We start from the raw sequence: 25,058 nt of genomic DNA, 5'->3' as shown, positions 1-25,058 counted from the left end.
CATAGACCGCGGTTTTTCAGATTGATCGCGTCGCGAGTTTTACGACTGCTGCGCAGCCGAGCGGGAGCAAGCTCCCTCGCCACAGGTTTCTTTATCGTGCAGCCTTGCGCGGCACGATTCTTTTCAGCAGTTGCTTTGCTTTTCCGTGCCAGCGGGCTAAACCCGAATCCTTCCCCGGCGGGCTCAAACCCTGTTGCTGCACCCAGTCTTTCCAGCGAATCCGCTCGTCCTTCACCAGCCACCCTTCCTGTCGGGCAAAACTCTCTGCCAGATACAACCCGCGGGTACTCGCCGGGTACAGCTGATCCTTTTTCAAGGTATACAGCTCGGCCGTGGGCTGACCGTCCTGCAATGGCATCAGATACAAGTCAGGATGTTTGCGATCGAGCCGGGCCACCAGTTGATCGCCCTCCAGCCGCTCGTCGACATGGAACAGGCTCAGGGATTTGGCTTCCTTGGGCACGTCCAGGCGTAAGTCGTAGATCAATTGCAGCGACGCTGTCGGCAAATGCACGTAGGCCTGTGGGCGTTCGATCAACTGCATATGGGCGCAGCGCACCGGCCGCGCCGAGCCAGACAACGGCGTCAGGCGAAACGGCAGGGCTTCGCGGTAATGCAAGGCGGATGAGTAGGGCGCTGGCAGCCAGGTGTCGTTGAAACGCCCGCTGAGCCAGCCTTCCGGGGTTTCCAGCAGGCACTCTTCGGCAATTTCCTGGGTCGCCGTGTGCAACGGCAGGTTCAGTTCATGGGCCGGCACGTAACCCGAGATCAGCTTGAGCACCACATCGCCGCGGTCCTGCCGACGCTGACGTACCAACACCCAGTAATCGCGATTCTGCCAATGCAAGGTCAGACGCACCGAAACCCCGAGGTTCGCCAGCTCCAGGGCAAACCGCTCGCTGTCGGGCACCGTCACCGGGCGACGGCGTTGCAGGGTCTGGGAGAAATTCAGCGGCATTCCGACGCTCTGATAACTCAGGCCTTCGGGGGTCGCTTCGACGAATAACGGCAGGGTCTTGAAGTTGCTCGGGTTCTTTCTGATCAGCGTACGCGGCATGTCGGCTCCTGCTTAAGGCCGCGCGGGCGGCATCAGTTGCTACGAAGGACTTGGGCAACAGTCGCGACGTTGTGGGCGAGGTGCAGCGGATTGATGGTCCCGACAATAGCACTGGCCACGCCCGTGTGTTCAAACAACAATTCGAAGCTGGCGCGTACCGGGTCCACGCCCGGGCTCAGGCAGACGTGGCCGCTGGCCAAGGCTTTTTTGACCAGGATCGCTTTGCCGTGAGCAGCAGCATAGTCAATGACTGGCTTCTCGTTCTGTTCGTTCAGATTGTAGGTGACCATCGCGCAATCACCTTGTTCCAGAGCCTTCAAGCCGCCTTCGACGGTTTTTCCGGAAAAGCCGAAGCCGCGAATCTTGCCTTCGCGCTTGAGCTCGGCAAGGGTCGCATAGACCTCGCTGTCATTGAGGATTGCCAGGTCGTTGCCATCGGAGTGCACCAACACCAGATCGATAACATCCGTTTCCAGCCGTTGCAGGCTGCGCTCCACCGACAGGCGAGTATGGGCGGCGCTGAAGTCGTGGTGCGACTGGCCGTCGACAAACTCTTCGCCAACCTTGCTCACGATCACCCAGTCCTGACGTTGACCACGCAGCAACGGGCCAAGACGCTCTTCGCTGCGGCCATAGGCCGGCGCGGTATCGATCAGATTGATGCCCAGATCCCGCGCGAGTTTGAGCAGCATGCGTGCTTCATCATCGCCGGGGATCTGGAAGCCGTTGGGGTATTTCACCCCTTGATCGCGGCCAAGTTTCACCGTGCCCAGGCCCAGAGGCGATACCAGCAGGCCGGTGCTGCCCAGAGGGCGATGCAGATCGTGCAGGGTGGGTTGGCTCATGGCAGCAGTTGCTCCCAGGCAGGGACGCCCATTGGCGGTTTCGGCAGTTCCGGCAGCGGCGCCGGATGGCTCGGTTGAATGCCGTCGCGTTGCAGTGCGGCGAGGACACGGTCAGCGAAGTCCGGCGCCAGGGCCAGTTTGGTCGGCCAACCTACCAGCAGACGATCTTGCTCGGCGAGAAAGGCATTGTCCGGGCGAGTCAGACCCGATTGCAGCGGCTCCGCGCGTTCGACCCGCAAGGTCGCCCACTGTGCGGTGCTCAGGTCGATCCACGGCAGCAGGTTGCCGAGTTCTTTTTGCGCGCTGGCGATCTGCGTCGCAGGGTCGCGGGCCACACCTTCGGCTTCGGCGATGTCGCCTCCCACATACCAGACCCACTGGCCATCGGCGGCCGGGTGAGTGGTCACGGTGATGCGCGGCTTCGGCCCACCGCCCAGGCAGTGGGCGTACAGCGGTTTAAGGCCCGGGCCTTTGACGATGATCATGTGCAGGGGACGGCGCTGCATCGCCGGTTGGCTCAGGCCCAGCGCCGTGAGCAGGTCGGCGGTGCCGGCACCGGCGCTGAGGACGATGCGCTGGGCGCGGATCTCGCGTTCGTCGACTTTCAAACCGACCAGTTCGCCGTTTTCCAGCAGCGGTTCGATGTGCTGACCAGCCAGCAGACCGTCGCCAGCCAGATCGGCCAGGCGCTGGATCAGGCTCGGCACGTCGACCACCAGTTCCGTCAGGCGGTAGACCTTGCCCTTGAAGCGCTTGTCTTGCAACGCTGGCGGCAATTGTTCGCCCTTGACCTGATCGACCCGCCCGCGCACGGCTTTGCTGGCAAAGAAGCTGGTAAGGTTGCCGGCGAGGGTGCCGGGAGACCAGAGGTAATGGGCTTCAGACAATAGACGCACACCGGACAAGTCCAGCTCACCGTCACCGGCCAGCGCTTCGCGCCAGCGCCGCGGCATGTCGGCAATGGCTTCCGAGGCGCCGGTCAGAGCACCGTGCAACGCGTACTTGGCGCCGCCGTGGATGATGCCCTGGGACTTCAGGCTCTGCCCGCCACCGAGGCTGGCGCTTTCCACCAGCACGGTCGAAAAACCCTGACGGCGCAGGCGCGCATTCAGCCAGAGGCCGGCGACACCAGCGCCGACAATCAGAACGTCGGTGGAAATAACGGATGGCATGCAGCGACCTCAGTGTTCAAGACGAGGGCGCAGTATACAGACTCGATGCGGAGGGGATTTGTTGGTGATCAATAGAGAGGATGCAAAACCTGTGGGAGCGGGCTTGCTCGCGAAGGCGGTAGGTCAGTTAGCATCAATGTCGACTGATAGGCCGCTTTCGCGAGCAAGCCCGCTCCCACAATAGATCGTGCTTCGGGTTTTAGTGTCCCGCAGTTTTGGAGAACAGCTGAATAACCACAACGCCCAGCACAATCAGCGCCATCCCCAGCATCGCCGGCACATCCAGCTTCTGCCCGTAGATAAACAGCGCCGCGACGCTGACCATCACGATCCCCATGCCGGCCCACACCGCGTAGGCCACGCCCACCGGAACGCTGCGCACCACCAGGGTCAGCATCCAGAAAGCAATGCCGTAACCGACGATGACCAGCAGCAGCGGCAGCGGCGTACTGAAACCTTTGACCGCTTTCATCGATACGGTAGCGATCACTTCGGCGCAGATGGCGATGGCCAGGTAGTAGTAAGCGGTCATGGGTCAATCCTCGTGTGAAGTGTTGCTCTCTGAGGTCGGCATTCTAGAGATTCGCCAGATGCGGTAAAGTCATTACCTATCTGTTCTTAAGATGGGTTGAACCATGAACATGCAATGGAATCTGGAACAGCTGCGCTTGTTTGTGAGCGTCGCGGAACAGCGTTCGTTTTCCGCGGTGGCGCGGGATCAGCGCAAGGCGCAGTCAGCGGTCAGCAGTTCGATCGCGCTGCTGGAAGAGGACCTGGGTGTCAGCCTGTTCGATCGCAGCAGTGGCCGTCAGCCGAAACTCACCGAAGCCGGCACCGCCCTGCTTGAAGAGGCGCGGGAAGTGCTGCGCCAATGCGAGCGCCTCAATGGCCGCGCATTGGCGATGATGCGTGGCCAGGAAGCGAGTCTGCGTGTGGCCCAGGACGAGGCGATGCCCTATCAAGCGGTGGTTGAGAGCTTTGAGGCTCTGGCAGAAAAATTTCCCAGCCTCGAAGTGCAACTGACCAGCGCCGCCCAGGGCGATGTGGCGCGCAAACTGGTGGAGCGTCGGGCCGATCTGGGCTTGTTGTTCTATCACGAACAGATTCCCGAAGCCCTCGAGCGGCGAGTGCTGGGCAGCGTCGAAATGGTCACGGTGTGCGGCGCGGGGCATCCCTTGGCGAAGCAGACGCAGGTCGATTGTCAGCAATTGGCGCAGCATCGACAGTTGCTGATGTCCACGCAGTCCAGCGTCTATCCCGGCAGCGAACCGGCCAGCCCGCAGGTCTGGCGCGCCGACAGTTTCTACGTGATGGCTGAATGGGTGATGCGCGGCCTTGGTTGGGCCTGGCTGCCGCGACATGTGGTGCAGTACCCGGCGTATCAGAATCAGATGGTCGAACTGGCCAGCGAATGGACTCCGCCGGCATTGATTGTCGAACTGGTCTGGCGCCGCGACGAGCCCCTCGGCCCGGCGGCTCGTTGGCTGGCGGAACGTTTTGCCGTGCACTTGCAGGCGATCGGCTAAAAACCCGATAAACTCCGCCGCCATGAATAGAATTCTCTATACCGCGTTGTTTTACCTGGGGCTGCCATTGGTAGCGATTCGGCTTTGGCTGCGGGCGCGCAAGGCACCGGCATACGCCAAGCGCATTGGCGAGCGTTTCTCCCTCGCGCTACCGGCAATGAAGCCGGGCGGCCTCTGGGTGCACGCGGTGTCGGTGGGCGAAAGCATCGCGGCGGCGCCGATGATTCGTGCCTTGCTGCAACGGTATCCGACGCTGCCGATCACCGTCACCTGCATGACCCCGACCGGGTCCGAGCGCATCCAGGCACTGTTCGCCAACGAGCCGCGCATTCAGCACTGCTATTTGCCTTATGACTTGCCCTGCGCAGCAAAGCGATTCCTTGATCGGGCCCGGCCGAAACTGGCGGTGATCATGGAAACCGAGCTCTGGCCCAACCATATCCATCAATGCGCCAAACGCGGGATCCCCGTGGCGCTGGCCAATGCGCGACTGTCTGAACGCTCAGCCAAAGGCTATGGCCGCTTCCATAAACTGACTCGGCCGATGCTCGCCGAGATGAGCCTGTTCGCGGTGCAGACCGAAGCCGAGGCGCAGCGCTTCCGGGATTTGGGCGCGCGCCCGGAAACCGTCGAAGTGACCGGTTCGATCAAGTTCGATTTGACCATCGACCCGCAACTGCTGCAGCGCGCCGGGGAATTGCGTGCGCAGTGGCAGGCGCAGGATCGCCCGGTGTGGATCGCCGCGAGTACACATGAAGGGGAAGATGACGTGGTGCTGGCTGCCCATCGTCGGCTGCTGACCAATCATCCCGATGCCTTGCTGATTCTGGTGCCGCGTCATCCGGAGCGCTTCAATCCGGTGTTCGAATTGTGCCGGCAGCAGGGTTTCGCCACGGTGCGCCGTTCGACGGGCGAGCTGGTTACCGCAAGCACTTCGGTACTGCTGGGCGACACCATGGGCGAGTTGCTGTTTCTCTATGCATTGGCCGACAGCGCGTTCGTCGGTGGCAGCCTGGTGCCCAACGGCGGGCATAACCTGCTAGAGCCGGCAGCCCTGGCCAAACCGGTGCTCAGCGGGCCGCATTTGTTCAATTTTCTCGAAATCGCCGCGCAATTGCGCAGTGCCGGGGCGTTGGCCGAGGTCGATGATGCCGAAAGTCTGGCGCTGGCGGTGCAGCGGCTGTTCGAATTGCCGAGCGATGCGCAGCGGATGGCGGAGGCGGGGCTGAAAGTGATGCGCACCAACCAGGGCGCGTTGCAGCGGTTGCTGGATGGGTTGGGCAGGTTGATCGACAAGTCCTGAATTTGTCACTGATCAATTGTGGCGAGGGAGCTTGCTCCCGTTCGGCTGCGAAGCAGTCGTGGATCAGCCGATGAGGTCTACCTGACAGACCACATGCTCAGGGTTTGGGGCTGCTTCGCAGCCCAGCGGGAGCAAGCTCCCTCGCCACAGGCAAACCTCCTCAATACAGGGTTTACCTTTTATTGAGCCGGATTAGCCCTCAACTGCTCCGCCGCAGCCTTGGCCAGATCCGGTGGCAGGAAATCCTTGTCCGGGTTGTAGTCGGCTTTGAGGTAACGCGTCAGGTCCTGCAAATCCCCCGGATTCAACGTGCCGGCAGCCTGCTTCAAGCGCAGGTTGTCGAGGATGTAGTCGTAGCGGGTGTTGTTGTAGTTACGCACCGAGGTGTACAGCTGACGCTGGGCATCAAGGACGTCGACGATGTTGCGCGTCCCCACCTGATAACCGATTTCGGTCGCTTCCACCGCGCTCTGGTTGGAGATGATCGACTGGCGGCGTGCCTGCACTTGTTCGACGTCGGTGTTCACGGCACGGTGCAGATTGCGGGTGTTTTCCACCACCTGACGACGCAGCGCTTCGCGTTGTTGTTCGGTCTGATCCAGCCGTGAATAAGACTCGCGCACCTGCGAGCTGGTCAGGCCGCCGCTGTAGATCGGAATGCTCAATTGCAGGCCAACCGTGCGCTGCTCGACATCACCGCCGTAACGCACGCCGTTCGGGTTTGGGTTGGTGAAACCGAGAGCGTCGTTGTCACCCTTTTTGTATTGCGCGACTGCATCCAGGGTGGGCGCATGTCCGGCCTTGCGCTGCTTGAGGGTTTCTTCGGCGGCGCTCACCGCATAGTTGCTGGCCAGCAGATTGAGATTCTGCTTGGCGGCGGTGTCAACCCAGGCTTTGGCGTCGTTCGGTGCCGGCGGCAGGATCGGCAAGGTATGCACGATGCCCTGAATCGAGTTGTATTGACGGTTGGTCAGGGTGATCAGCGCTTCGAACGCGTCATCTACCTGGCGCTGAGCGAGAATCCGGTTGGCCCGCGCCGTGTCGTAACTGGCTTGGGATTGCAGCACGTCGGTCTTGTCCGACAGGCCCACGTCGAAGCGCTCGTTAGACTGGTCGAGCTGACGCTTGAACGCCGCTTCTTCGGCCTTGGTCGAGGCCAGGGTGTCCTGGCTGCGCAGCACGTTGAAGTAGCTTTCGGCACTTTGCAGAATCAGGTTCTGTTCGGTAGCCGAGAGTTGCAACGCCGCTTGTTCGTTGACGTCCTTGGCGGCCTGCAACTGGAACCAGCGATCGGCGCGGAAAATCGGTTGCGCGAGGGTCGCCTGGTACACCGTGCCACTGCGGGTCGAGGTCAGCGATGGCTGATCGAGCTCGGTGCGGGTGTTATTCAGGTCGGCACCGGCGGACAGGTTGGGCAACAGCCCGGCGCGGGCCTGGGGCACGACTTCTTTCTGGGCGCCGTATTGGGCGCGTGCGGCGGCGAGGTCGGCGTTGTTGTCCGCCGCTTCCTGATAGACGCTGACGAGGTCAGTCTTGGTCGATAAGGGCGCTTCTGCTGCCCAGGCCATTCCATTGGACGCACAAGACACGGCAAGGGCCAGTGAGAGTTTGCGCAGCATGAGGCCATCCCTAAAAATTACGCTGATAATTTGAGCGCCAAGGCTACGGCGCGGCGCCCTGCAGCGTCAAGGCGCAGCACGGCGTAGCGAGTGTAGTTGCACGCTCGTACGACAACAATCCTGTAATTGCGCCATTCATCATGGTGTTTGCTGCGGAGTTGGCGTTCTTTGCCGGTTGTGTCTAGACTGGCCGGGTTCTTGTCGGGGTGCCTTGCTATGAGGCTGAGATCGAATAATTTCGGATCCCGTTGAACCTGATCAGGTTAGCGCCTGCGTAGGGAACAAGATTTCTCGTCACCCGGCGAGTCCTCTTGTGCTTCGTCCGGGATGTTGTTCGACAATCGAACACCCCTCGAGCATCGAGCACAGCACCGCTGGTTTTCCAGCACCCGTGCGTCCATTCGTTTACAGGTTCGCTCCGACAAAAATCCACTGCCTGGATGTGTGTCTGGAGAGCCCGTGATGACTACAAAATCAAAAATCGAAACCAATCTGAGTGACTCGGCCAAGGTCGATCAGCAATCGGTTCAGCCGTTTACCCGCTCGCAAAAAATTTATGTCCAGGGCACTCGCCCCGACATCCTCGTGCCGATGCGCGAAATCAGCCTGGACGTGACCCCGACCGACTTCGGTGGCGAAATCAACGCGCCGGTGGTGGTGTATGACACCTCGGGCCCGTACACCGACCCCAACGTCATCATCGACGTGCGCAAAGGCCTCGCCGATGTGCGTTCACCGTGGATCGAATCCCGTGGCGACACCGAGCGTCTGCCGGGTCTGAGCTCGAACTTCGGCCAGGAACGCCTGGCCGATGCCGAGCTGACCAAGCTGCGTTTTGCTCACGTGAATAACCCGCGCCGTGCCAAGCCGGGTGCCAACGTCAGCCAGATGCACTATGCGCGCAAAGGCATCATCACCGCCGAGATGGAATACGTCGCCATCCGCGAAAACATGAAGCTCGAAGTGGCCCGTGCTGCCGGCCTGCTGGATCAGCAACACGCCGGCTACAGCTTCGGCGCCAGCGTGCCGAAAATCATTACCCCGGAATTTGTCCGTGAAGAGATCGCCCGCGGTCGCGCGATCATTCCGGCCAACATCAACCACACCGAACTGGAACCGATGATCATCGGCCGTAACTTCCTGGTGAAGATCAACGGCAACATCGGCAACAGCGCTTTGGGTTCGTCCATCGAAGAAGAAGTGGCGAAACTGACCTGGGGCATTCGCTGGGGTTCGGACACGGTCATGGACTTGTCCACCGGCAAGCACATTCACGAAACCCGCGAATGGATCATCCGTAACTCGCCAGTGCCAATCGGCACCGTGCCGATCTACCAGGCCCTGGAAAAAGTCGGCGGCGCCGCTGAAGACCTGACCTGGGAACTGTTCCGCGACACGCTGATCGAGCAGGCCGAGCAGGGCGTCGACTACTTCACCATCCACGCCGGCGTGCTGCTGCGCTACGTGCCGCTGACCGCCAAACGCGTGACCGGTATTGTTTCCCGTGGCGGTTCGATCATGGCCAAGTGGTGCCTGGCGCACCATAAGGAAAACTTCCTCTACACCCATTTCGAAGACATCTGCGAAATCATGAAGGCCTACGACGTCAGCTTCTCGCTGGGCGATGGCCTGCGTCCGGGCTCGATTGCCGACGCCAACGATGCCGCACAATTCGGTGAGCTGGAAACTCTTGGCGAACTGACCAAGATCGCCTGGAAGCACGACGTGCAGTGCATGATCGAAGGCCCGGGCCACGTGCCGATGCAGTTGATCAAAGAGAACATGGACAAGCAGCTCGAGTGCTGCGACGAGGCGCCGTTCTACACCCTCGGCCCGCTGACCACCGACATCGCCCCAGGCTACGACCACATCACCTCCGGTATCGGTGCGGCGATGATCGGCTGGTTCGGTTGCGCCATGCTTTGCTACGTGACGCCGAAGGAGCACTTGGGCCTGCCGAACAAGGATGACGTGAAGACCGGGATCATCACCTACAAGATCGCGGCTCACGCTGCCGACCTTGCGAAGGGGCATCCGGGTGCACAGATTCGCGACAACGCCTTGAGCAAGGCGCGTTTCGAATTCCGTTGGGAAGACCAGTTCAACCTGGGCCTCGATCCGGACACCGCGCGTTCGTACCACGATGAAACCCTGCCGAAGGATTCGGCCAAGGTCGCGCACTTCTGCTCCATGTGCGGACCGAAATTCTGCTCGATGAAAATCACCCAGGAAGTCCGTGAATACGCGGCCAACCAGCGGATTGAAACAGTGGATGCCGAAGTCGCCCAGGGATTGGCGGAACAGGCCGAGCGGTTCAAGCAGGAAGGCAGTCAGTTGTACAAGAAGGTTTGATTTGACCTGTGATTGACGGCGCCTGTGCTGCCGTCTTCGCGAGCAAGCCCGCTCCCACATTTGATCCCGGCCGTACACAAAATTTGTGTTCACAGGAGATCCAGTGTGGGAGCGGGCTTGCTCGCGAAAGCGCCGGATCAGGCACCAAAAATCCCACTGACACACTTATCCCTCTCAGATAACACCCCTTGAGCATCCAGCCCAGCACTTACTCCCCGGATTCCGCCGTGCCGATCGACAAGCGTGTCTTCGGCGGCCGTGATCTGTTTTCCCTGTGGTTCTCCCTCGGCATCGGCCTGATGGTGTTGCAGACCGGCGCGCTGCTCGCTCCAGGTCTGGGCCTGTCCGGCTCGTTGCTGGCGATTTTTCTCGGCACGCTGATCGGCGTTCTGTTGCTGGCCGCTGTCGGCGTGATCGGCAGTGACACCGGCCTGTCGTCGATGGCTGCGCTCAAACTCAGCTTGGGCCGTCATGGCGCGAGCCTTCCGGCGGTGTTGAACCTGCTGCAACTGATCGGTTGGGGTTCGTTCGAAATCATTGTGATGCGCGACGCTGCCAGCCTGCTCGGCGCCCGTGCCTTCAGCGAAGGCGGCCTGTGGTCGAATCCGCTGCTGTGGACGCTGTTCTTCGGTGCATTGGCAACTTTGCTCGCCGTCAGCGGGCCACTGACCTTCGTGCGCAAGATCCTGCGCAAGTGGGGCATCTGGCTGCTGCTGGCCGCGTGCATCTGGCTGACCTGGAACCTGTTCGCCAAAGCCGATCTGGCGGCGTTGTGGGCACAGGCCGGTGATGGTTCGATGCCGTTTGCCGTGGGCTTCGACATTGCGATCGCCATGCCGTTGTCCTGGCTGCCGCTGATTGGCGACTACTCGCGGTTCGGCAAACGCGCGAAGAATGTCTTCGGCGGTACGGCGTTGGGCTTCTTTATCGGTAACTTCTGGCTGATGAGCCTGGGCGTGGCCTACACCCTGGCGTTCGCGCCGAGCGGTGAAGTGAATGCCTTGCTGCTGGCATTGGCCGGTGCAGGTTTGGGGATTCCGTTGCTGCTGATTCTGCTGGACGAGTCAGAAAATGCCTTTGCCGACATTCACTCGGCGGCGGTATCCAGCGGGATTCTGTTGCGCTTGAAAGTCGAGCATCTGGCCTTGGCTATCGGCGTGATCTGCACACTGATCGCCTGCCTGGCGCCATTGGCCCAGTACCAGAACTTCCTGCTGTTGATCGGTTCGGTGTTTGCGCCGCTGTTCGGTGTGGTGCTGGTGGATCACTTCATCCTGCGCAAGCGCAGTGCTCATGTAGCGTCGGCCGCATTGCGCTGGCCGGCGTTGCTCGCCTGGTTGGGCGGGGTGAGCACCTATCATTTGCTGGCCAATCTCTATCCGGACATCGGCGCAACCCTGCCGTCACTGGTGCTGGCAGGGCTGCTGCAACTGCTGCTCGGTCGAGCCTTCAGCTACGGCCGGGAAACAGCTCGGGCTTGAGAATACCGTTCAGGCGCGGGTAGGGGATCTTCAGTTCGACGTGGCCCAATGCGTAAGGCGCAAGGGTGCTCACTTCGTACTTGAGGATCACCCCGCCGTAGGTCAGCGCGACGTTCTGGGTTTTCACGAAGGGCCAGCTCTTCACGAACTCCGGTTCCTGATCGAGTTTGGTGCTGATCAGCCAGCTGTTGTGCGCCACTTGGGCCGCTTTCCAGAACGCCTCTTCCTGCCCCGGGATCAACATGTCCGAGAGGGTTAGCGCTTTATGCTGCTGACGTGAATAGTTGATGAAACCGCGGCCCGGCGTACCGTGGGCACCGCCGGTGTCCAGGTAGCTGGACAATTCAACGATCACCAAGCCGTCATGCTGCTCACGTACCTTGGCTTGCAGGTAGCTGCTGTAGCGCGGGCCGGCACTGCTCAAAAACTGCTCGCGATATGCCGCCAGCGTTGGCGCTACGGGGGCTTCGGGTGAGGTGCGGGTCATTTGCAGCAGGCGTTTTTCGATGAGGCCGTCAAGTGCAGGCTCCTCCGGGAAACGCAGCGTATCGATGTTCACCAACGGGCAGTCAGGGGTCGTGCAGCCTGGTTTCAACTGTTCCGATGCGTCGCGGGTAGTTTCCAGCGGCGCCCGATAGTTGGGCTGGAACAAACTCTGGCAGGCGCCCAGGGTCAGGGCGATTGCGGCCACGGAGGCGATTTTAAAAAGCGACATGGGCGTCCTTCATAAAACAGGGAAAGGCGAAAAGTTACCCGCTTCGACTCTCAACGAAGCAGTCAGTTCGCCACTAAGCTAATTAGAGTTGGTTTCGCCCTCACCGTCTATCCCGCTGACTGGAAAGGGGGCTGCATCAAACCTCGCGGGCGCGTTAGGATGGCGCGAAGTCGAGGTTGCAAGTAACAATGCAAGTAACAAAAAGCAACCTCGTATCGGATTTGCAGTAAAGAGGATTGTCATGACTGATTTTGCCAACGCCATTCCGACCGCCGTTGATATCGTTCGGCGCGAAAAGTGCTACGAGGGTTTCTACAAGCTCGATCGCGTGCACTTGCGCCACGAATTGTTCGCCGGTGGCATGAGTCGCGAGATCAATCGTGAACTGTTCGTGCGCCATGATGCGGTGTGCGTACTGCCTTACGATCCGCAACGCGATGAAGTGGTGCTGATCGAGCAGTTTCGCGTTGGCGCCATGGGCAAGACCGACAATCCGTGGCTGATCGAGCTGGTCGCCGGTCTGATCGACAAGGATGAAGTACCGGAAGAAGTTGCTCACCGCGAAGCGCAGGAGGAAGCTGGGCTTGTATTCGGGGCGCTCTGGCCGATAACCAGGTATTTTCCATCGCCGGGAGGCAGTAACGAATTCGTGCATTTGTATCTGGGGCGTTGCGACAGTACCGGGGTTGGCGGCCTGCATGGGCTGGAGGAAGAGGCAGAAGATATTCGTGTCACGGTCTGGGCCTTCGAAGATGCCCTGCAAGCCGTACGCGACGGACGTATTGCCAACGCGGCAAGCATCATCGCCTTGCAATGGCTGGCTTTGAACCGCGTTGAAGTGAGGGGGCTATGGTCGTAAACAAGCTGCGCGATCGCTACCGCATCGACCTCGTGGGGCTGCAAGCCTCCTGCGAGGCCAACTATGCGCGCCTGATGCGACTGTTGCCGGACATGCGCAACGAGCCGCAGGCACGGCGCATTGCCGTGACCCACGGCGACCAGATGCTAGGTGTGCTGGCCCTCGAAGTGCTTCAGGTCTGTCCGTACACCACGACGCTGCAAGTACGCCAGGAACACAGCCTGCCATGGCTGCCGGTTCCTCAACTTGAAGTTCAGGTGTATCACGACGCCTGCATGGCCGAAGTGGTCAGTGCCGAACATGCAAGACGCTTCCGGGGCATCTATCCTTACCCGAACGCCGCGATGCATCAGCCGGATGAAAAGGCTCAGCTCAATCTGTTCCTGGGGGAATGGCTGAGTCACTGTCTGGCATGTGGGCACGAGTACGCAGTCGTTCGGTAGTTGTGAACTGCGTCCGGTTCACAGGTTTCCTCTTTTGATCGTCCCCCAGCATAATTGCGGCACTTATCCATCCCGTGATCACGCCCTGGGAGAACGCCTTGCCGAGCGTATCCACATTGACCCCCGCCGATCCGGCGTTGCTGGTGCAACTCTCTGACAGCCATCTGTTTGCCGAGGCGGACGGGACGTTGCTGGGCATGAATACCCGCGACAGCCTGCAACAGGTCATTGAGCTGGTAAAGCTTCAGCAGCCGCAGATCGACTTGATCATTGCCAGTGGCGATCTTTCACAGGACGGGACGCTGGAGTCGTATCAGCTGTTTCGCGACCTGACGCGGCAGATCGATGCGCCGGCACGCTGGATTCCCGGTAATCATGACGAGCCGCGGATCATGGCCGAGGCGGCGGTGCAAAGTGCGCTGCTGGAGCCGGTGGTGGACATCGGCAACTGGCGGGTTACGTTGCTCGATTCTGCGGTGCCAGGTTCGGTGCCGGGGTATTTGCAGGATGAGCAGTTGCAGTTGCTGGCCCGTTCATTGAGTGAGGCGCCGCAGCGGCATCATCTGGTGTGTTTCCACCATCATCCGGTGTCGATCGGGTGTGCGTGGATGGAGCCCATTGGATTGCGTAATCCAGAAGCGTTGTTCGCGGTGCTGGATCGCTTTCCGCAGGTGCGTGCGGTGTTGTGGGGGCATGTGCATCAGGAAATTGACCAGATGCGCAACGGTGTGCGCCTGATCGCATCGCCCTCGACCTGTATTCAGTTCGAGCCAGGCAGTGATGATTTCAAGGTGAGCGAGCAGGCGCCTGGGTATCGATGGTTGCGGCTTTTGCCGGATGGTCGGCTGGAAACTGGCGTTGAGCGCGTTACCGGTTTCGACTTTCAGGTTGATTACGGTTCTAACGGCTACTGATTTTTTTTGTCATTCAGAAGGGCCAGGTCGCGGCCTTCGCGAGCAAGCCCGCTCCCACTCTAGATCTTGGGTGTTCACAAAGTGTGTGTTCACAGTAGATCCACTGTGGGAGCGGGCTTGCTCGCGAAGGCGGCCTGACAGGCAATGTAAGTCGTGAGGGTGCACCCGACTCTTTCGATCGACCGAACACCCACCCGCACCCATCTCCCTGTAAACTGCGCCTCTTTACCCGACGCCCAGGGAGCTCAAATGTCTGGTTCGATCCTTTATATCCACGGCTTCAACAGCGCGCCGGCGTCGAAAAAGGCCTGTCAGTTGATCAATGTGATGGAACGGCTGGGCTTGAGCGATCAGTTGCGTGTGCCGGCCTTGCATCACCATCCCCGCGAGGCCATCGGTCAGCTGGAACAAGCGATTGCCGAGCTGGGGCGGCCACTGCTGGTCGGCAGCTCACTCGGCGGCTACTATGCGACTCACTTGGCCGAGCGCCATGGCTTGAAAGCCCTGTTGATCAACCCTGCCGTCAGCCCGCACCGGATGTTCGACGGGTTCCTGGGGACGCAGAAAAATCTGTATACCGATGAGACTTGGGAATTGACCCACGACCACGTGACGGCCCTGGCCGAGCTGGAAGTGCCGGCGCCCAAGGATCCGCAGCGGTTTCAAGTATGGTTGCAGACCGGCGATGAAACGCTGGATTATCGCCTCGCCCAGCAGTATTACCGGGCCTGTGCCTTGCGCATCCAGGCGGGCGGCGACCATAGTTTCCAGGGTTTTGCCGAGCAATTGCCGGCAATGCTGAGTTTTGCCGGCATCGGCGCAGATTTGTATCAGGCGATTGATTTCACGGCACTGTGATTTGTCGCCTCTTTTTCACAGAACACTTTTTACAGGCGGACGACGAGACCCCATGGCCACTCCCAGCGCTAGCTCTTATAACGCAGACGCCATCGAAGTCCTCTCGGGCCTCGACCCGGTGCGCAAACGCCCCGGCATGTACACCGACACCAGTCGGCCGAACCACCTCGCCCAGGAAGTCATCGACAACAGCGTCGACGAAGCCTTGGCCGGGCATGCGACATCGGTGCAGGTCATCCTGCACGCCGATCACTCTCTGGAAGTCAGCGATGACGGCCGTGGCATGCCGGTGGACATTCACCCGGAAGAGGGTGTGTCGGGTGTCGAGCTGATCCTCACCAAGCTCCACGCGGGCGGCAAGTTTTCCAACAAGAACTACCAGTTCTCCGGCGGTTTGCACGGGGTGGGTATTTCCGTGGTCAACGCCTTGTCGACCGAAGTCCGGGTGCGTGTAAAACGTGACGGCAACGAATACCAGATGACTTTCGCTGACGGTTACAAGAAAACCGAGCTGGAAGTGATCGGCACCGTCGGCAAGCGCAACACCGGCACCAGCGTGTTCTTCGCGCCGGACCCGAAGTATTTCGATTCGCCGAAATTCTCCATCAGCCGCCTCAAGCACGTGCTCAAGGCCAAGGCCGTTCTGTGCCCGGGGCTGCTGGTCAGTTTTGAAGACAAGGCCACCGGCGAGAAAGTCGAATGGCATTACGAAGACGGCCTGCGCTCCTACCTGGTGGACGCGGTCAGCGAATTCGAACGCCTGCCGGACGAACCGTTCTGCGGCAGCCTGGCCGGTAATAAAGAAGCAGTCGATTGGGCGCTGCTGTGGCTGCCCGAGGGCGGCGACAGCGTCCAGGAAAGCTACGTCAACCTGATCCCGACGGCCCAAGGCGGTACTCACGTCAACGGTCTGCGTCAGGGCTTGCTCGACGCCATGCGCGAGTTTTGTGAATTCCGCAGCCTGTTGCCGCGTGGTGTGAAGCTGGCGCCGGAAGACGTCTGGGAGCGCATCGCGTTCGTCCTGTCGATGAAGATGCAGGAGCCGCAATTCTCCGGTCAGACCAAGGAACGCCTGTCATCCCGTGAAGCGGCCGCTTTCGTTTCCGGTGTGGTCAAGGACGCTTTCAGCCTGTGGCTCAACGCTCACCCGGAAACCGGCATGTTGCTGGCGGAACTGGCGATCAACAACGCCGGCCGTCGTCTGAAGGCCAGCAAGAAGGTTGAGCGTAAACGCATTACCCAAGGTCCGGCGCTGCCGGGCAAACTCGCCGACTGTGCCGGGCAGGACCCGATGCGTTCCGAGCTGTTCCTGGTGGAAGGTGACTCTGCCGGCGGTTCGGCCAAGCAGGCGCGGGACAAAGAATTTCAGGCGATCCTGCCATTGCGCGGCAAGATTCTGAACACCTGGGAAGTCGACGGCAGCGAAGTGCTGGCCAGCCAGGAAGTGCACAACATCGCCGTGGCCATCGGTGTCGATCCGGGCTCGGCAGACATCGCCCAGCTGCGTTACGGCAAGATCTGCATCCTCGCCGACGCCGACTCCGACGGTCTGCACATCGCCACGTTGCTCTGCGCTTTGTTCGTCCAGCATTTCCGCCCGTTGGTGGATGCCGGTCACGTCTACGTCGCCATGCCGCCGCTGTACCGTATCGACCTGGGCAAAGAAATTTACTATGCCCTGGACGAGGCTGAGCGCGACGGCATTCTCGATCGTCTGGTAGCCGAGAAGAAACGCGGCAAACCACAGGTCACCCGATTCAAAGGTCTGGGTGAAATGAACCCGCCGCAGCTGCGCGAAACCACCATGGACCCGAACACTCGGCGTCTGGTGCAGTTGACGCTGGAAGATTTCGACGCGACCTCGGAAATGATGGACATGCTGCTGGCGAAAAAACGCGCTGGCGATCGCAAGTCCTGGCTGGAGTCCAAGGGCAACCTGGCCGAGGTTCTGGGCTGATGCGATTTGGCTGGGCCCTGGCGTGTGCGTTGCTGCTGACCTCGCTAACGGTTTCGGCGCAGCCTGCCCCCGAGCTGCGCCTGTTGTCCGAGCATGCCGTCGATGGCATGCGCGGCGGCAATCTGTCGGGGCTGGCCCAGTGCGGCAAGGATCTGTGGACCGTTTCGGATCGTGACGATGATCAAATCTATCGCCTCGACACCCGCAACACGACCTGGCGAGCCGAAACCGTGCGCATCGACGTACCCCTGGTGCCCGACAGCGGTTTGCCCTGGGGCTTGCGTTCGCGGACTTGGGCTGCATCGTTCGTGCGGGGCGGGGACCTGGATTTCGAAGGCGTCACCTGCGACAGCGCCGGCAATCGTTACATCGTCAGCGAAGCCCATGCCGCCGTGCTGCAAGTTCCGCCAATCGGGCCTGCGTCCTGGCTGAAAATCTCACCGATGCTGGTTCGCGAAGCGCGGGCCAGTGGCATGCTGTTGCACTTCAATGCGTTGTTCGAAGGCCTGACGATCAATCCGGCCGGTGACACCCTGTGGCTGGCCGCTGAGCGTGAGCGCCGCGGTTTGCTGCTGATCAAGCGCAAACAAACGGTATGGGACTGCGACGGTGGCTGTGTGCTGCTGAGTGAAGCAGGGGTGGAAATGCAGCCAGCGCAATTTCCCAAGGCCAGGGCGCGCTCCCGGGATTTTGCCGATCTGTCATTGTTCGACGGCAAGCTGTTTACCCTTGAGCGCAACGCCTTTCAGGTCTGTCGCCGTGATGCGGTGACGGCCAAGGTCGAGCGCTGCTGGTCGTTTGCCGACGAGGCGTTGCAGGAAAACCGTCGTTATTCACAGCCCTTTGGCCTGGCGGAAGCGTTGATCGTGGACGTCGACGGTGTCTGGATCGGTATCGACAACAATAATGGTGCGCGCGTCGACGGCGAGAAACGCCCGATTGTCTGGCGCTTTGCCGCGCCTGAAGGTGGCTGGAGCGCCAAGCCATGAATCAACAACCACCGGGCAAACGCGCCGGTCGTGTGTTGATGGTGTTGGCCTGGTGCGCCGCGCTGTTTCTGGCTACGCGGTTTTTCGGCCAGTGGGAGGCACGTCAGCAAAATCCCAACACCGTCGTCAGCTCCGAGCAGGGCGAAGGTTTTATCGAAGTGAAGCTGATCAGCAACAGCCAGGGGCATTTTGTCGCCAGTGGCCAGATCAACGGCCAGCCAGTAGATTTCATGCTCGATACTGGGGCCACCGACGTTTCGATCCCGGCCAGTCTGGCCGAGCGGCTGAAACTGGAAAAAGGTTTCGGGGTGACCCTGAGCACGGCCAATGGCTTGAGCCAGGGTTATCGAACCCGCATCGACCGGCTGCAACTGGGCGACATTGTGTTGCGTGATGTTCGCGCGCTGGTTGCGCCAGGCCTGGAAGGCAATCAGGTGCTGCTCGGTATGAGCGCACTGAACAAACTTGAATTTACCCAGCGCGGTGGCACCATGCTGCTGCGCCAGACCACGAAATAATGAGGCCCGCATGAGCGACTCCCTTGATCTCAGCCTGGACGGTGTAGAACGCCGGTCGCTGGCTGACTTCACCGAAAATGCCTACCTCAACTACTCCATGTACGTGATCATGGACCGTGCCCTGCCGCATATCGGCGACGGCCTGAAACCGGTACAACGGCGCATCATCTATGCGATGAGCGAGTTGGGGCTGGACGCTGATTCCAAGCACAAGAAGTCGGCGCGTACCGTCGGTGACGTGCTCGGTAAGTTCCACCCCCACGGCGATTCGGCGTGCTACGAAGCCATGGTCCTGATGGCCCAGCCGTTCAGCTACCGCTACACGCTGGTCGACGGCCAGGGTAACTGGGGTGCGCCGGACGATCCGAAGTCCTTCGCCGCTATGCGTTACACCGAAGCGCGGCTGTCGCGTTATTCCGAAGTGCTGCTCAGCGAACTGGGCCAGGGCACCGCGGACTGGGGCCCGAACTTCGACGGCACGCTGGAAGAGCCTTTGGTCTTGCCGGCCCGCCTGCCGAACATTCTGCTCAACGGCACCACCGGTATCGCCGTGGGCATGGCCACCGACGTACCGCCGCATAATCTGCGCGAAGTCGCGACCGCTTGCGTGCGCTTGCTGGACGAGCCGAAAGCTACGGTCGAACAGCTCTGCGAGCACATTCAGGGTCCGGATTACCCGACCGAAGCGGAAATCATCACGCCGCGCGCCGACCTGCTGAAAATCTACGAAACCGGTCGCGGTTCGGTGCGTATGCGCGCCGTGTACCACATCGAAGACGGTGACATCATTGTCACCGCGCTGCCGCACCAGGTTTCAGGTGCCAAAGTGCTGGAACAGATCGCGGCGATGATGCAGGCCAAACCGTCCAAGGCCCCGCAGATCGCTGATCTGCGCGACGAATCCGACCACGAAAACCCATGCCGGATCGTGATCATTCCGGGTGCCCGCAAAAACTTTGACCACGATGCCCTGATGCAACACCTGTTCGCCAGCACCGAGCTGGAGTCGAGCTACCGGGTCAACATCAACATCATCGGTCTGGACGGCAAGCCGCAGTTGAAAAACCTGCGGGCCTTGCTGGTCGAGTGGCTGGAGTTCCGGGTGCAGACCGTGCGTCGTCGTCTGCAATTCCGCCTGGACAAGGTTGAGCGTCGCCTGCACCTGTTGGACGGTTTGTTGATCGCTTACCTCAATCTGGATGAAGTGATTCACATCATCCGCACCGAGGAACACCCGAAAGCCGCACTGATCGAGCGCTTCGCCCTGAGCGAAATCCAGGCCGATTACATCCTCGACACCCGTCTGCGTCAGTTGGCGCGACTGGAAGAAATGAAGCTGCGTGCCGAGCAGGATGAACTGCTCAAGGAACAAGCCAAGCTGCAAGCCCTGCTGGGCAGCGAAGCCAAGCTGAAAAAACTGGTCCGCACCGAGCTGATCAAGGACGCCGAAACCTACGGCGACGACCGTCGCTCGCCAATCGTCGAGCGCGCCGAAGCCAAGGCTTTGACCGAGCATGATCTGCTGCCAAACGAGAAAGTGACCGTTGTGCTGTCGGAAAAAGGCTGGGTTCGCTCCGCCAAAGGCCACGAGATCGACGCCACCGGACTTTCCTACAAGGCCGGGGATGGTTTCAAGGCCTTGGCGGCTGGGCGTTCCAACCAGTTTGCGGTGTTTATCGACTCCACTGGTCGCAGCTATTCGGTGGCTGCACACACGCTGCCATCGGCCCGTGGCCAGGGCGAACCACTGACCGGCCGCCTGACGCCGCCGCCAGGGGCGAGTTTCGAATGCGTGCTGATGCCTGAAGACGATTCGCTGTACGTGATCGCCTCCGACGCCGGTTACGGTTTTGTGGTCAAGGGTGAAGACCTGCAAGCCAAGAACAAGGCGGGTAAGGCCCTGTTGAGTTTGCCGAACAACGCCAAAGTGATTCTGCCGCGTCCGGTGGCCGATCGTGAGCACAACTGGCTGGCCTCGGTGACCACCGAAGGTCGCCTGCTGATTTTCAAAATCAGCGATCTGCCACAATTAGGTAAAGGTAAAGGCAATAAGATCATCGGGATTTCCGGTGAACGTGTTGCCAGTCGCGAAGAATATGTCACGGACATCGCCGTTTTGCCGGAGGGTGCCACTTTGGTGCTACAGGCCGGAAAACGTACCTTGTCGCTGAAGGCGGACGACCTCGAACACTACAAAGGTGAGCGTGGGCGTCGCGGTAACAAACTGCCACGGGGCTTTCAGAGGGTAGATGCGCTGTTCGTCGAAAACCTCAATTAAGCGTCCTAGAGCGCTCGATCTACGATTTAACGCGTAGATCGACGCTTTGCCGCTGGAGTCGGAACGCATATTCACGGATGATATGGCCTTTCAAGCGCCGGCGTAGCCGAGCGTTCTTCATATTTTTTGAGTATTTTCACTGTGGTTAGCCTTGTGGCAGCCACCTGGATGGGACGATGACTGCTCTGCGCCTTCCTTTTATTTTGATGCTCGCCGGCGTTCTTGGCCTGGCGGGTTGCAGTGTTCACCAACCGGTGTCGCTGTATCAGCTGGACAGCGGAAGTCCGGCTCAGCCTGCGCAAAGCGCGGGCATGGCGGTATTGCTTGGCCCGGTAACGGTTGCTGACTACCTGCAACGCGAAACCTTGTTGCAGCGTCAGCCCGATGGCAGCCTGCAAGCTTCGGTTGATGGTCGTTGGGCGGGTAGCCTGTCGTCGGACATCGATCAGCTGTTGCTGCGTCAGGTTGCCGGTCATCTGGACAGCCAGCGCGTTGTCCTGGCACCGGCGACATTAGGCTTCACGCCGGATGTTCAGGTTCTGCTGACGATCACGCGTCTGGACTCGGGAGAATCGCAACCGGCAGTCCTTGATGCGCAATGGCGCCTGATCGACCGTCGTGGTCAGGTGCGCGATAACCGCATCATTCATCTGCAGGAGCAGCACGCCGGCGGGACTGCGGCTCAGGTTCAGGCTCAGGGTGTGTTGCTACAGCGTCTGGCCGAGCAACTGTCGACGGCGCTCAAGCCACTGGCCAACCAGCCGCCGATTGCCGAAGCGCCACGCAAACCAGCTGCCAAGCCTGTGGCGCCGGCAGCAGAGCCAGAGAAACAACCGAAAATCCCGATGGCTTCGCCAATTCGCACGGATATGGAAGTGTTCAGGTTCTAAGCCTGGATTGATCCAAAGCAAAGCCCGCCATTGATGCGGGCTTTGTTGTTTCTGCAGGTTGGAGATCTTCAGTGCTTCTGATGGCCTCTTCGCGAGCAAGCCCGCTCCCACATTTGATCTCGGCTGTCCACAACGGTGTGTTCACAGAAGATCCACTGTGGGAGCGGGCTTGCTCGCGAAGAGGCCGGGACAGGCAACAAAAAGCCCGCAGACAATCACTCATCTGCGGGCTTCTTTACACGGGGGCTAGCGTTTACGCCCGGCGTTCGTGCATCCGCGCCAGTTGCCGTTCCAGCATCGACGGATAAGGCTCCATCAAGCGTTCTACGCAGCACGCACCCTCTGGGCTTGCGATCGGCCGGATCCGGGCACGCTGACGAATCAGCGCGTCGTCGCTGATCTTGCGCTCCACCAGCAGCAGGTTGCGGCTGTGTTGCGACAGGGCCAGTGCGTCCTGCGCGGTTTCGGTAAGCAGCAGGTCGATCTGGCTCAGACCGAACAACTCGTCACCCAGCGTCAGGCCCAGCTGCAATTGCAGGGTGATGCCGCTGTCGGCGACTTCGATCTGCAACTGATGACCCAGGGCTCGCAGCAATTCACCGCAGCAGATGGCGTTGGTCAGGTAGTCATCGCCGCTGTCTTCGGTGTGGAACAGCATCAGCGTGCTGCCATCGTTCAGGGTGTGCAGTTCGCTCTGGTAAAGCGACGCGGCCTGATCGAGGCAATCGCGGTAGCGTTTCAGCAGCTCTTCCAGGCGTGCGCGGGGCAGGCGGCGCAACTGATCTTGCGCGCCCAGTTGCACCGCCAGTACCGCGCTGTGCTGCGGCAGGTTCGATACCTGCGGCTTTACGACTGGTTTCGGCGTGCTGCCTGTCGAGTCGTCACGCAGATCGGCAAACGGATCTTCGTCGTCCTCATCGTCCTCATCGTCTTCGACGGTGCTGACAATGCGCCGTGGCGCAGGCTTGAGCCCGGCTACAGGCTTGGTTTCGTCGAAACTTGGATCACGCAGGTTGCGCACTTCGAAGGTCGGTTCGTTATCGTCGGCGTCTTCGTAATCGCTGTCGTCATATTCGGGCTCCGGCGCAGGCTCGGGTTCGGCTGGCTCTGGCGCGAAATTGGCGTGCAGCTGACGAGCGAGGTCGCCGATCTCATCCTGGCGCTCGGTGGCCGGGGTGTATTCGTCGATATTGCGCAGCCACACCCGCAATTGCAGCAGAGGCGTAGAAATATGCCGGCCCAGACGCAGGCTCAAGGCCAGGGAAAGCGCCAGCAGAATGGCGCTCAAAATACCCATGCTTTGCAGGCTGATGGTCATCGGTTGCTGGAACTGATCCATGTCCAGGCTGATGCGCAGTTGCCCGGCGGTCACGTCCTGGAAGGTGATCTTGCTTTGGTAAATACCCTCGGCTTCGCCCAGCAGGCTGTGCTTGGGACGCTGACCGGACTCGGCAAGGATGCGGTTATCCATGCTGTAGATGGCCGCGTGGGCCACCAGTTTGTTCTTGGTCAGGTTGTTGAGCAGCACGTTCAGGCTGAGGATGTCATTGGACACCAACAGCTCCGTGGCCGAGGTCGCGGTCTGAGTGGTCAGGCTTTCGCCCAGGGCGTCCGCCTGCTCGTGCATGGCCTGCTTGAACTGCAAACCCATCACACAGGCGTAGATCACCAGGGCCAGAGCGACCAGGATCACGTTATGGCTGGCAATGCGCAATGCGATCGGCACACGGCGATGACGCAGTGCCCGGAAGATCAGCAGAAAGAAGTTATCGGTTTTTACTGGCGTGGGCCGGTTCACTTGAGCTCGGCTCTTTGTCCGTGAAGTTGACGCGCAGTATAGCGACAGGCCCTAGACCGTCAAAGCGCTCCCGGTGCCCGATGGTCACTGAAAATGGGTAGAATGCGGTTTTTTTCCACCTGCGGGGGTGCGCCTTGCGCGAAATCGTCCTGATAAACATCACGGGAGTCGACCGTCCGGGTCTGACTGCGGCCATTACCGGCGTTCTGGCCCAGGGTGGTGTGAACATTCTCGACATCGGTCAGGCGGTGATCCACGACACTTTGTCGTTCGGCATCCTGGTTGAAATTCCCGATACCGAACAAGGTAACTCGGTGCTCAAGGACATCCTGTTCACGGCCTATAAGCTGGAGCAGCAGGTGCGTTTCACACCGGTGTCCGAAGAGGATTACCAGTTGTGGGTCGGCAATCAGGGCAAGAAACGCCACATTGTCACCCTGCTGACCCGCAAAGTGACCGCTGAACAATTGCAGCGTGTGAGCTCGATCACCGCCAAATATGGTCTGAACATCGATCATATCGATCGTCTGTCCGGGCGCATGCCGCTGGACACTCCGGCCGACAAGGGCAAGGGCTGCATCGAGTTTTCCGTACGTGGCGAGGCGGCGGATCCGCAAGCGCTGCGGGCCGAATTCCTCAGCGTTGCTCAAGAATTGAACGTCGACATCGCCTTCCAGGAAGATTCGCTGTTCCGCCGTAACCGTCGTCTGGCAGTGTTCGACATGGACTCGACGCTGATCGAAGCCGAAGTCATCGACGAACTGGCCAAGGCTGCCGGTGTAGGCGATCAGGTGTCCGCGATTACTGAACGGGCGATGTCCGGCGAGCTGGACTTCCGCGCCAGCTTCAAGGAGCGCCTGGCCTTGCTGCAAGGTCTGGACGTCAGCGTGCTGGACTCCATCGGCGCCTCGCTGCGCCTGACTGAAGGCGCCGAAACCCTGTTCGCCGAACTCAAGCGTCTGGGCTACAAGACGGCGATTCTGTCGGGTGGTTTCACCTACTTCGCCAAGCAACTGCAGGCCAAGCTGGGCATCGACTATGTATTTGCCAACGAACTGGAAGTGGTCGATGGCAAGGTGACTGGTGTGGCGGTCGAGCCGATTGTCGATGCGCAACGCAAGGCGGATCTGCTGCGTGAGCTGGCGCATAAGGAAGGTTTGCGTCTGGAGCAGACGATTGCCGTCGGTGACGGTGCCAACGACCTGCCAATGTTGGCGATTGCCGGGTTGGGCGTGGCATTCCGCGCCAAGCCGCTGGTCAAGCAATCGGCGAAGCAGGCGATTTCCACCCTTGGGCTGGATGGCGTGCTGTATCTGCTGGGCTTCCGGGATCGCGACGGGCAGCTCTGAGTTTCAGGTTGTCTGGGCGGGCCTCTTCGCGAGCAAGCCCGCTCCCACATTGATCGTGTGATCGACATAGATCCAATAATGAAATGGCTACCCCCGCCGCCCCCTGCGATCGCCCACTAAGCTTTCGCAGGGGGC

21 protein-coding genes and 1 riboswitch are annotated in these 25,058 nt (G+C 60.4%); of the genes, 14 read left to right on the top strand and 7 right to left on the bottom strand.

The genetic code is table 11. The features are described from left to right. Positions 1–91: 91 nt before the first annotated feature. The 4 genes from IC37_RS23815 to IC37_RS23800 all read right to left on the bottom strand — a co-directional run bounded on the left by IC37_RS23815 (position 92) and on the right by IC37_RS23800 (position 3,606). Positions 92–1,057 carry a hypothetical protein gene (locus IC37_RS23815; protein WP_030130458.1) on the bottom strand — a complete coding sequence of 322 codons (966 nt, stop codon included), beginning with the start codon at positions 1,055–1,057 and terminating at the stop codon, positions 92–94. 32 nt (positions 1,058–1,089) lie between these two features. Then, the gene (locus IC37_RS23810; RefSeq protein WP_030130459.1) at positions 1,090–1,902 is read right to left on the bottom strand and encodes an aldo/keto reductase; all 813 of its coding nucleotides are present in this window, start codon (positions 1,900–1,902) and stop codon (positions 1,090–1,092) included. Then, on the bottom strand, positions 1,899–3,074 hold the full coding sequence (locus tag IC37_RS23805; protein WP_030130460.1) for an FAD-binding oxidoreductase: 1,176 nt from the start codon (positions 3,072–3,074) through the stop codon (positions 1,899–1,901). Before IC37_RS23805 ends, IC37_RS23810 begins: the two co-directional genes overlap by 4 nt. A 199-nt stretch (positions 3,075–3,273) precedes the next feature. Beyond that, positions 3,274–3,606, bottom strand: coding sequence for a multidrug efflux SMR transporter (locus tag IC37_RS23800; RefSeq protein ID WP_008004867.1), 333 nt, complete (start codon positions 3,604–3,606; stop codon positions 3,274–3,276). 103 nt (positions 3,607–3,709) lie between these two features. Between IC37_RS23800 and IC37_RS23795 the strand changes: the two genes are divergently transcribed. Together IC37_RS23795 and waaA are read left to right on the top strand one after the other, a co-directional pair. Further along, on the top strand, positions 3,710–4,600 hold the full coding sequence (locus IC37_RS23795; protein WP_030130461.1) for a LysR family transcriptional regulator: 891 nt from the start codon (positions 3,710–3,712) through the stop codon (positions 4,598–4,600). Between the two features lie 22 nt (positions 4,601–4,622). After that, positions 4,623–5,903 carry a lipid IV(A) 3-deoxy-D-manno-octulosonic acid transferase gene (waaA, locus tag IC37_RS23790; RefSeq protein WP_030130462.1) on the top strand — a complete coding sequence of 427 codons (1,281 nt, stop codon included), beginning with the start codon at positions 4,623–4,625 and terminating at the stop codon, positions 5,901–5,903. 179 nt (positions 5,904–6,082) lie between these two features. Here the strand turns inward: waaA and IC37_RS23785 are convergent, their stop codons facing one another. Beyond that, entirely contained in the window at positions 6,083–7,522 is a 1,440-nt protein-coding gene (locus tag IC37_RS23785) for a TolC family outer membrane protein (RefSeq protein ID WP_030130463.1), read from the bottom strand. Between the two features lie 192 nt (positions 7,523–7,714). Further along, a riboswitch (TPP riboswitch) is annotated at positions 7,715–7,820 on the top strand. 164 nt (positions 7,821–7,984) lie between these two features. Between IC37_RS23785 and thiC the strand changes: the two genes are divergently transcribed. Together thiC and cytX are read left to right on the top strand one after the other, a co-directional pair. Continuing rightward, positions 7,985–9,874 carry a phosphomethylpyrimidine synthase ThiC gene (thiC, locus tag IC37_RS23780; protein WP_030130464.1) on the top strand — a complete coding sequence of 630 codons (1,890 nt, stop codon included), beginning with the start codon at positions 7,985–7,987 and terminating at the stop codon, positions 9,872–9,874. Between the two features lie 188 nt (positions 9,875–10,062). Continuing rightward, positions 10,063–11,355: a putative hydroxymethylpyrimidine transporter CytX gene (gene cytX / locus IC37_RS23775; RefSeq protein ID WP_030130465.1), complete on the top strand. Its 1,293-nt coding sequence runs from the start codon at positions 10,063–10,065 to the stop codon at positions 11,353–11,355. On the opposite strand, the gene IC37_RS23770 is transcribed toward cytX, so the two are convergent. Then, positions 11,324–12,070 carry an RsiV family protein gene (locus IC37_RS23770; protein ID WP_030130466.1) on the bottom strand — a complete coding sequence of 249 codons (747 nt, stop codon included), beginning with the start codon at positions 12,068–12,070 and terminating at the stop codon, positions 11,324–11,326. The genes cytX and IC37_RS23770 overlap by 32 nt on opposite strands. Before the next feature lie 241 nt (positions 12,071–12,311). On the opposite strand from IC37_RS23770, the gene IC37_RS23765 reads away from it, so the two are divergent. The 9 genes from IC37_RS23765 to IC37_RS23715 all read left to right on the top strand — a co-directional run bounded on the left by IC37_RS23765 (position 12,312) and on the right by IC37_RS23715 (position 21,776). Further along, a complete protein-coding gene (locus IC37_RS23765) occupies positions 12,312–12,929 on the top strand; it encodes an NUDIX domain-containing protein (RefSeq protein WP_030130467.1) in 618 nt (205 codons plus the stop codon). Then, positions 12,920–13,372 carry a DUF1249 domain-containing protein gene (locus IC37_RS23760; RefSeq protein WP_008004854.1) on the top strand — a complete coding sequence of 151 codons (453 nt, stop codon included), beginning with the start codon at positions 12,920–12,922 and terminating at the stop codon, positions 13,370–13,372. Before IC37_RS23765 ends, IC37_RS23760 begins: the two co-directional genes overlap by 10 nt. 98 nt (positions 13,373–13,470) lie before the next feature. Then, positions 13,471–14,286, top strand: coding sequence for a 3',5'-cyclic-AMP phosphodiesterase (cpdA, locus tag IC37_RS23750; RefSeq protein WP_030130468.1), 816 nt, complete (start codon positions 13,471–13,473; stop codon positions 14,284–14,286). Positions 14,287–14,535: 249 nt separating this feature from the next. After that, on the top strand, positions 14,536–15,144 hold the full coding sequence (locus IC37_RS23740; protein ID WP_030130469.1) for a YqiA/YcfP family alpha/beta fold hydrolase: 609 nt from the start codon (positions 14,536–14,538) through the stop codon (positions 15,142–15,144). A gap of 52 nt (positions 15,145–15,196) precedes the next feature. Further along, a complete protein-coding gene (gene parE / locus IC37_RS23735; RefSeq protein WP_007902595.1) occupies positions 15,197–17,101 on the top strand; it encodes a DNA topoisomerase IV subunit B in 1,905 nt (634 codons plus the stop codon). Continuing rightward, complete coding sequence (locus tag IC37_RS23730; RefSeq protein WP_030130470.1) at positions 17,101–18,090, top strand: esterase-like activity of phytase family protein; 990 nt, start codon at positions 17,101–17,103, stop codon at positions 18,088–18,090. Before parE ends, IC37_RS23730 begins: the two co-directional genes overlap by 1 nt. Then, positions 18,087–18,608, top strand: a complete 522-nt coding sequence (locus IC37_RS23725; RefSeq protein WP_030130471.1) for a TIGR02281 family clan AA aspartic protease — start codon at positions 18,087–18,089, stop codon at positions 18,606–18,608. Before IC37_RS23730 ends, IC37_RS23725 begins: the two co-directional genes overlap by 4 nt. 10 nt (positions 18,609–18,618) lie before the next feature. After that, positions 18,619–20,886, top strand: a complete 2,268-nt coding sequence (gene parC, locus IC37_RS23720) for a DNA topoisomerase IV subunit A (RefSeq protein ID WP_030130472.1) — start codon at positions 18,619–18,621, stop codon at positions 20,884–20,886. Between the two features lie 176 nt (positions 20,887–21,062). Then, entirely contained in the window at positions 21,063–21,776 is a 714-nt protein-coding gene (locus tag IC37_RS23715; RefSeq protein ID WP_030130473.1) for a membrane integrity-associated transporter subunit PqiC, read from the top strand. 253 nt (positions 21,777–22,029) lie between these two features. On the opposite strand, the gene IC37_RS23710 is transcribed toward IC37_RS23715, so the two are convergent. After that, positions 22,030–23,574 (bottom strand): AhpA/YtjB family protein, encoded by a 1,545-nt coding sequence (locus IC37_RS23710; RefSeq protein ID WP_030130474.1) that lies wholly within the window; start codon positions 23,572–23,574, stop codon positions 22,030–22,032. Between the two features lie 134 nt (positions 23,575–23,708). Here IC37_RS23710 and serB point away from each other — a divergent pair, with 134 nt between their 5' ends. After that, on the top strand, positions 23,709–24,923 hold the full coding sequence (gene serB, locus IC37_RS23705) for a phosphoserine phosphatase SerB (RefSeq protein ID WP_030130475.1): 1,215 nt from the start codon (positions 23,709–23,711) through the stop codon (positions 24,921–24,923). The last annotated feature ends 135 nt before the right edge of the window (positions 24,924–25,058 follow it).

Source organism: Pseudomonas sp. QTF5 (genome assembly GCF_000512695.2).
GTDB lineage: Bacteria > Pseudomonadota > Gammaproteobacteria > Pseudomonadales > Pseudomonadaceae > Aquipseudomonas.
This window is presented reverse-complemented; position numbering and strand designations above follow the sequence as displayed.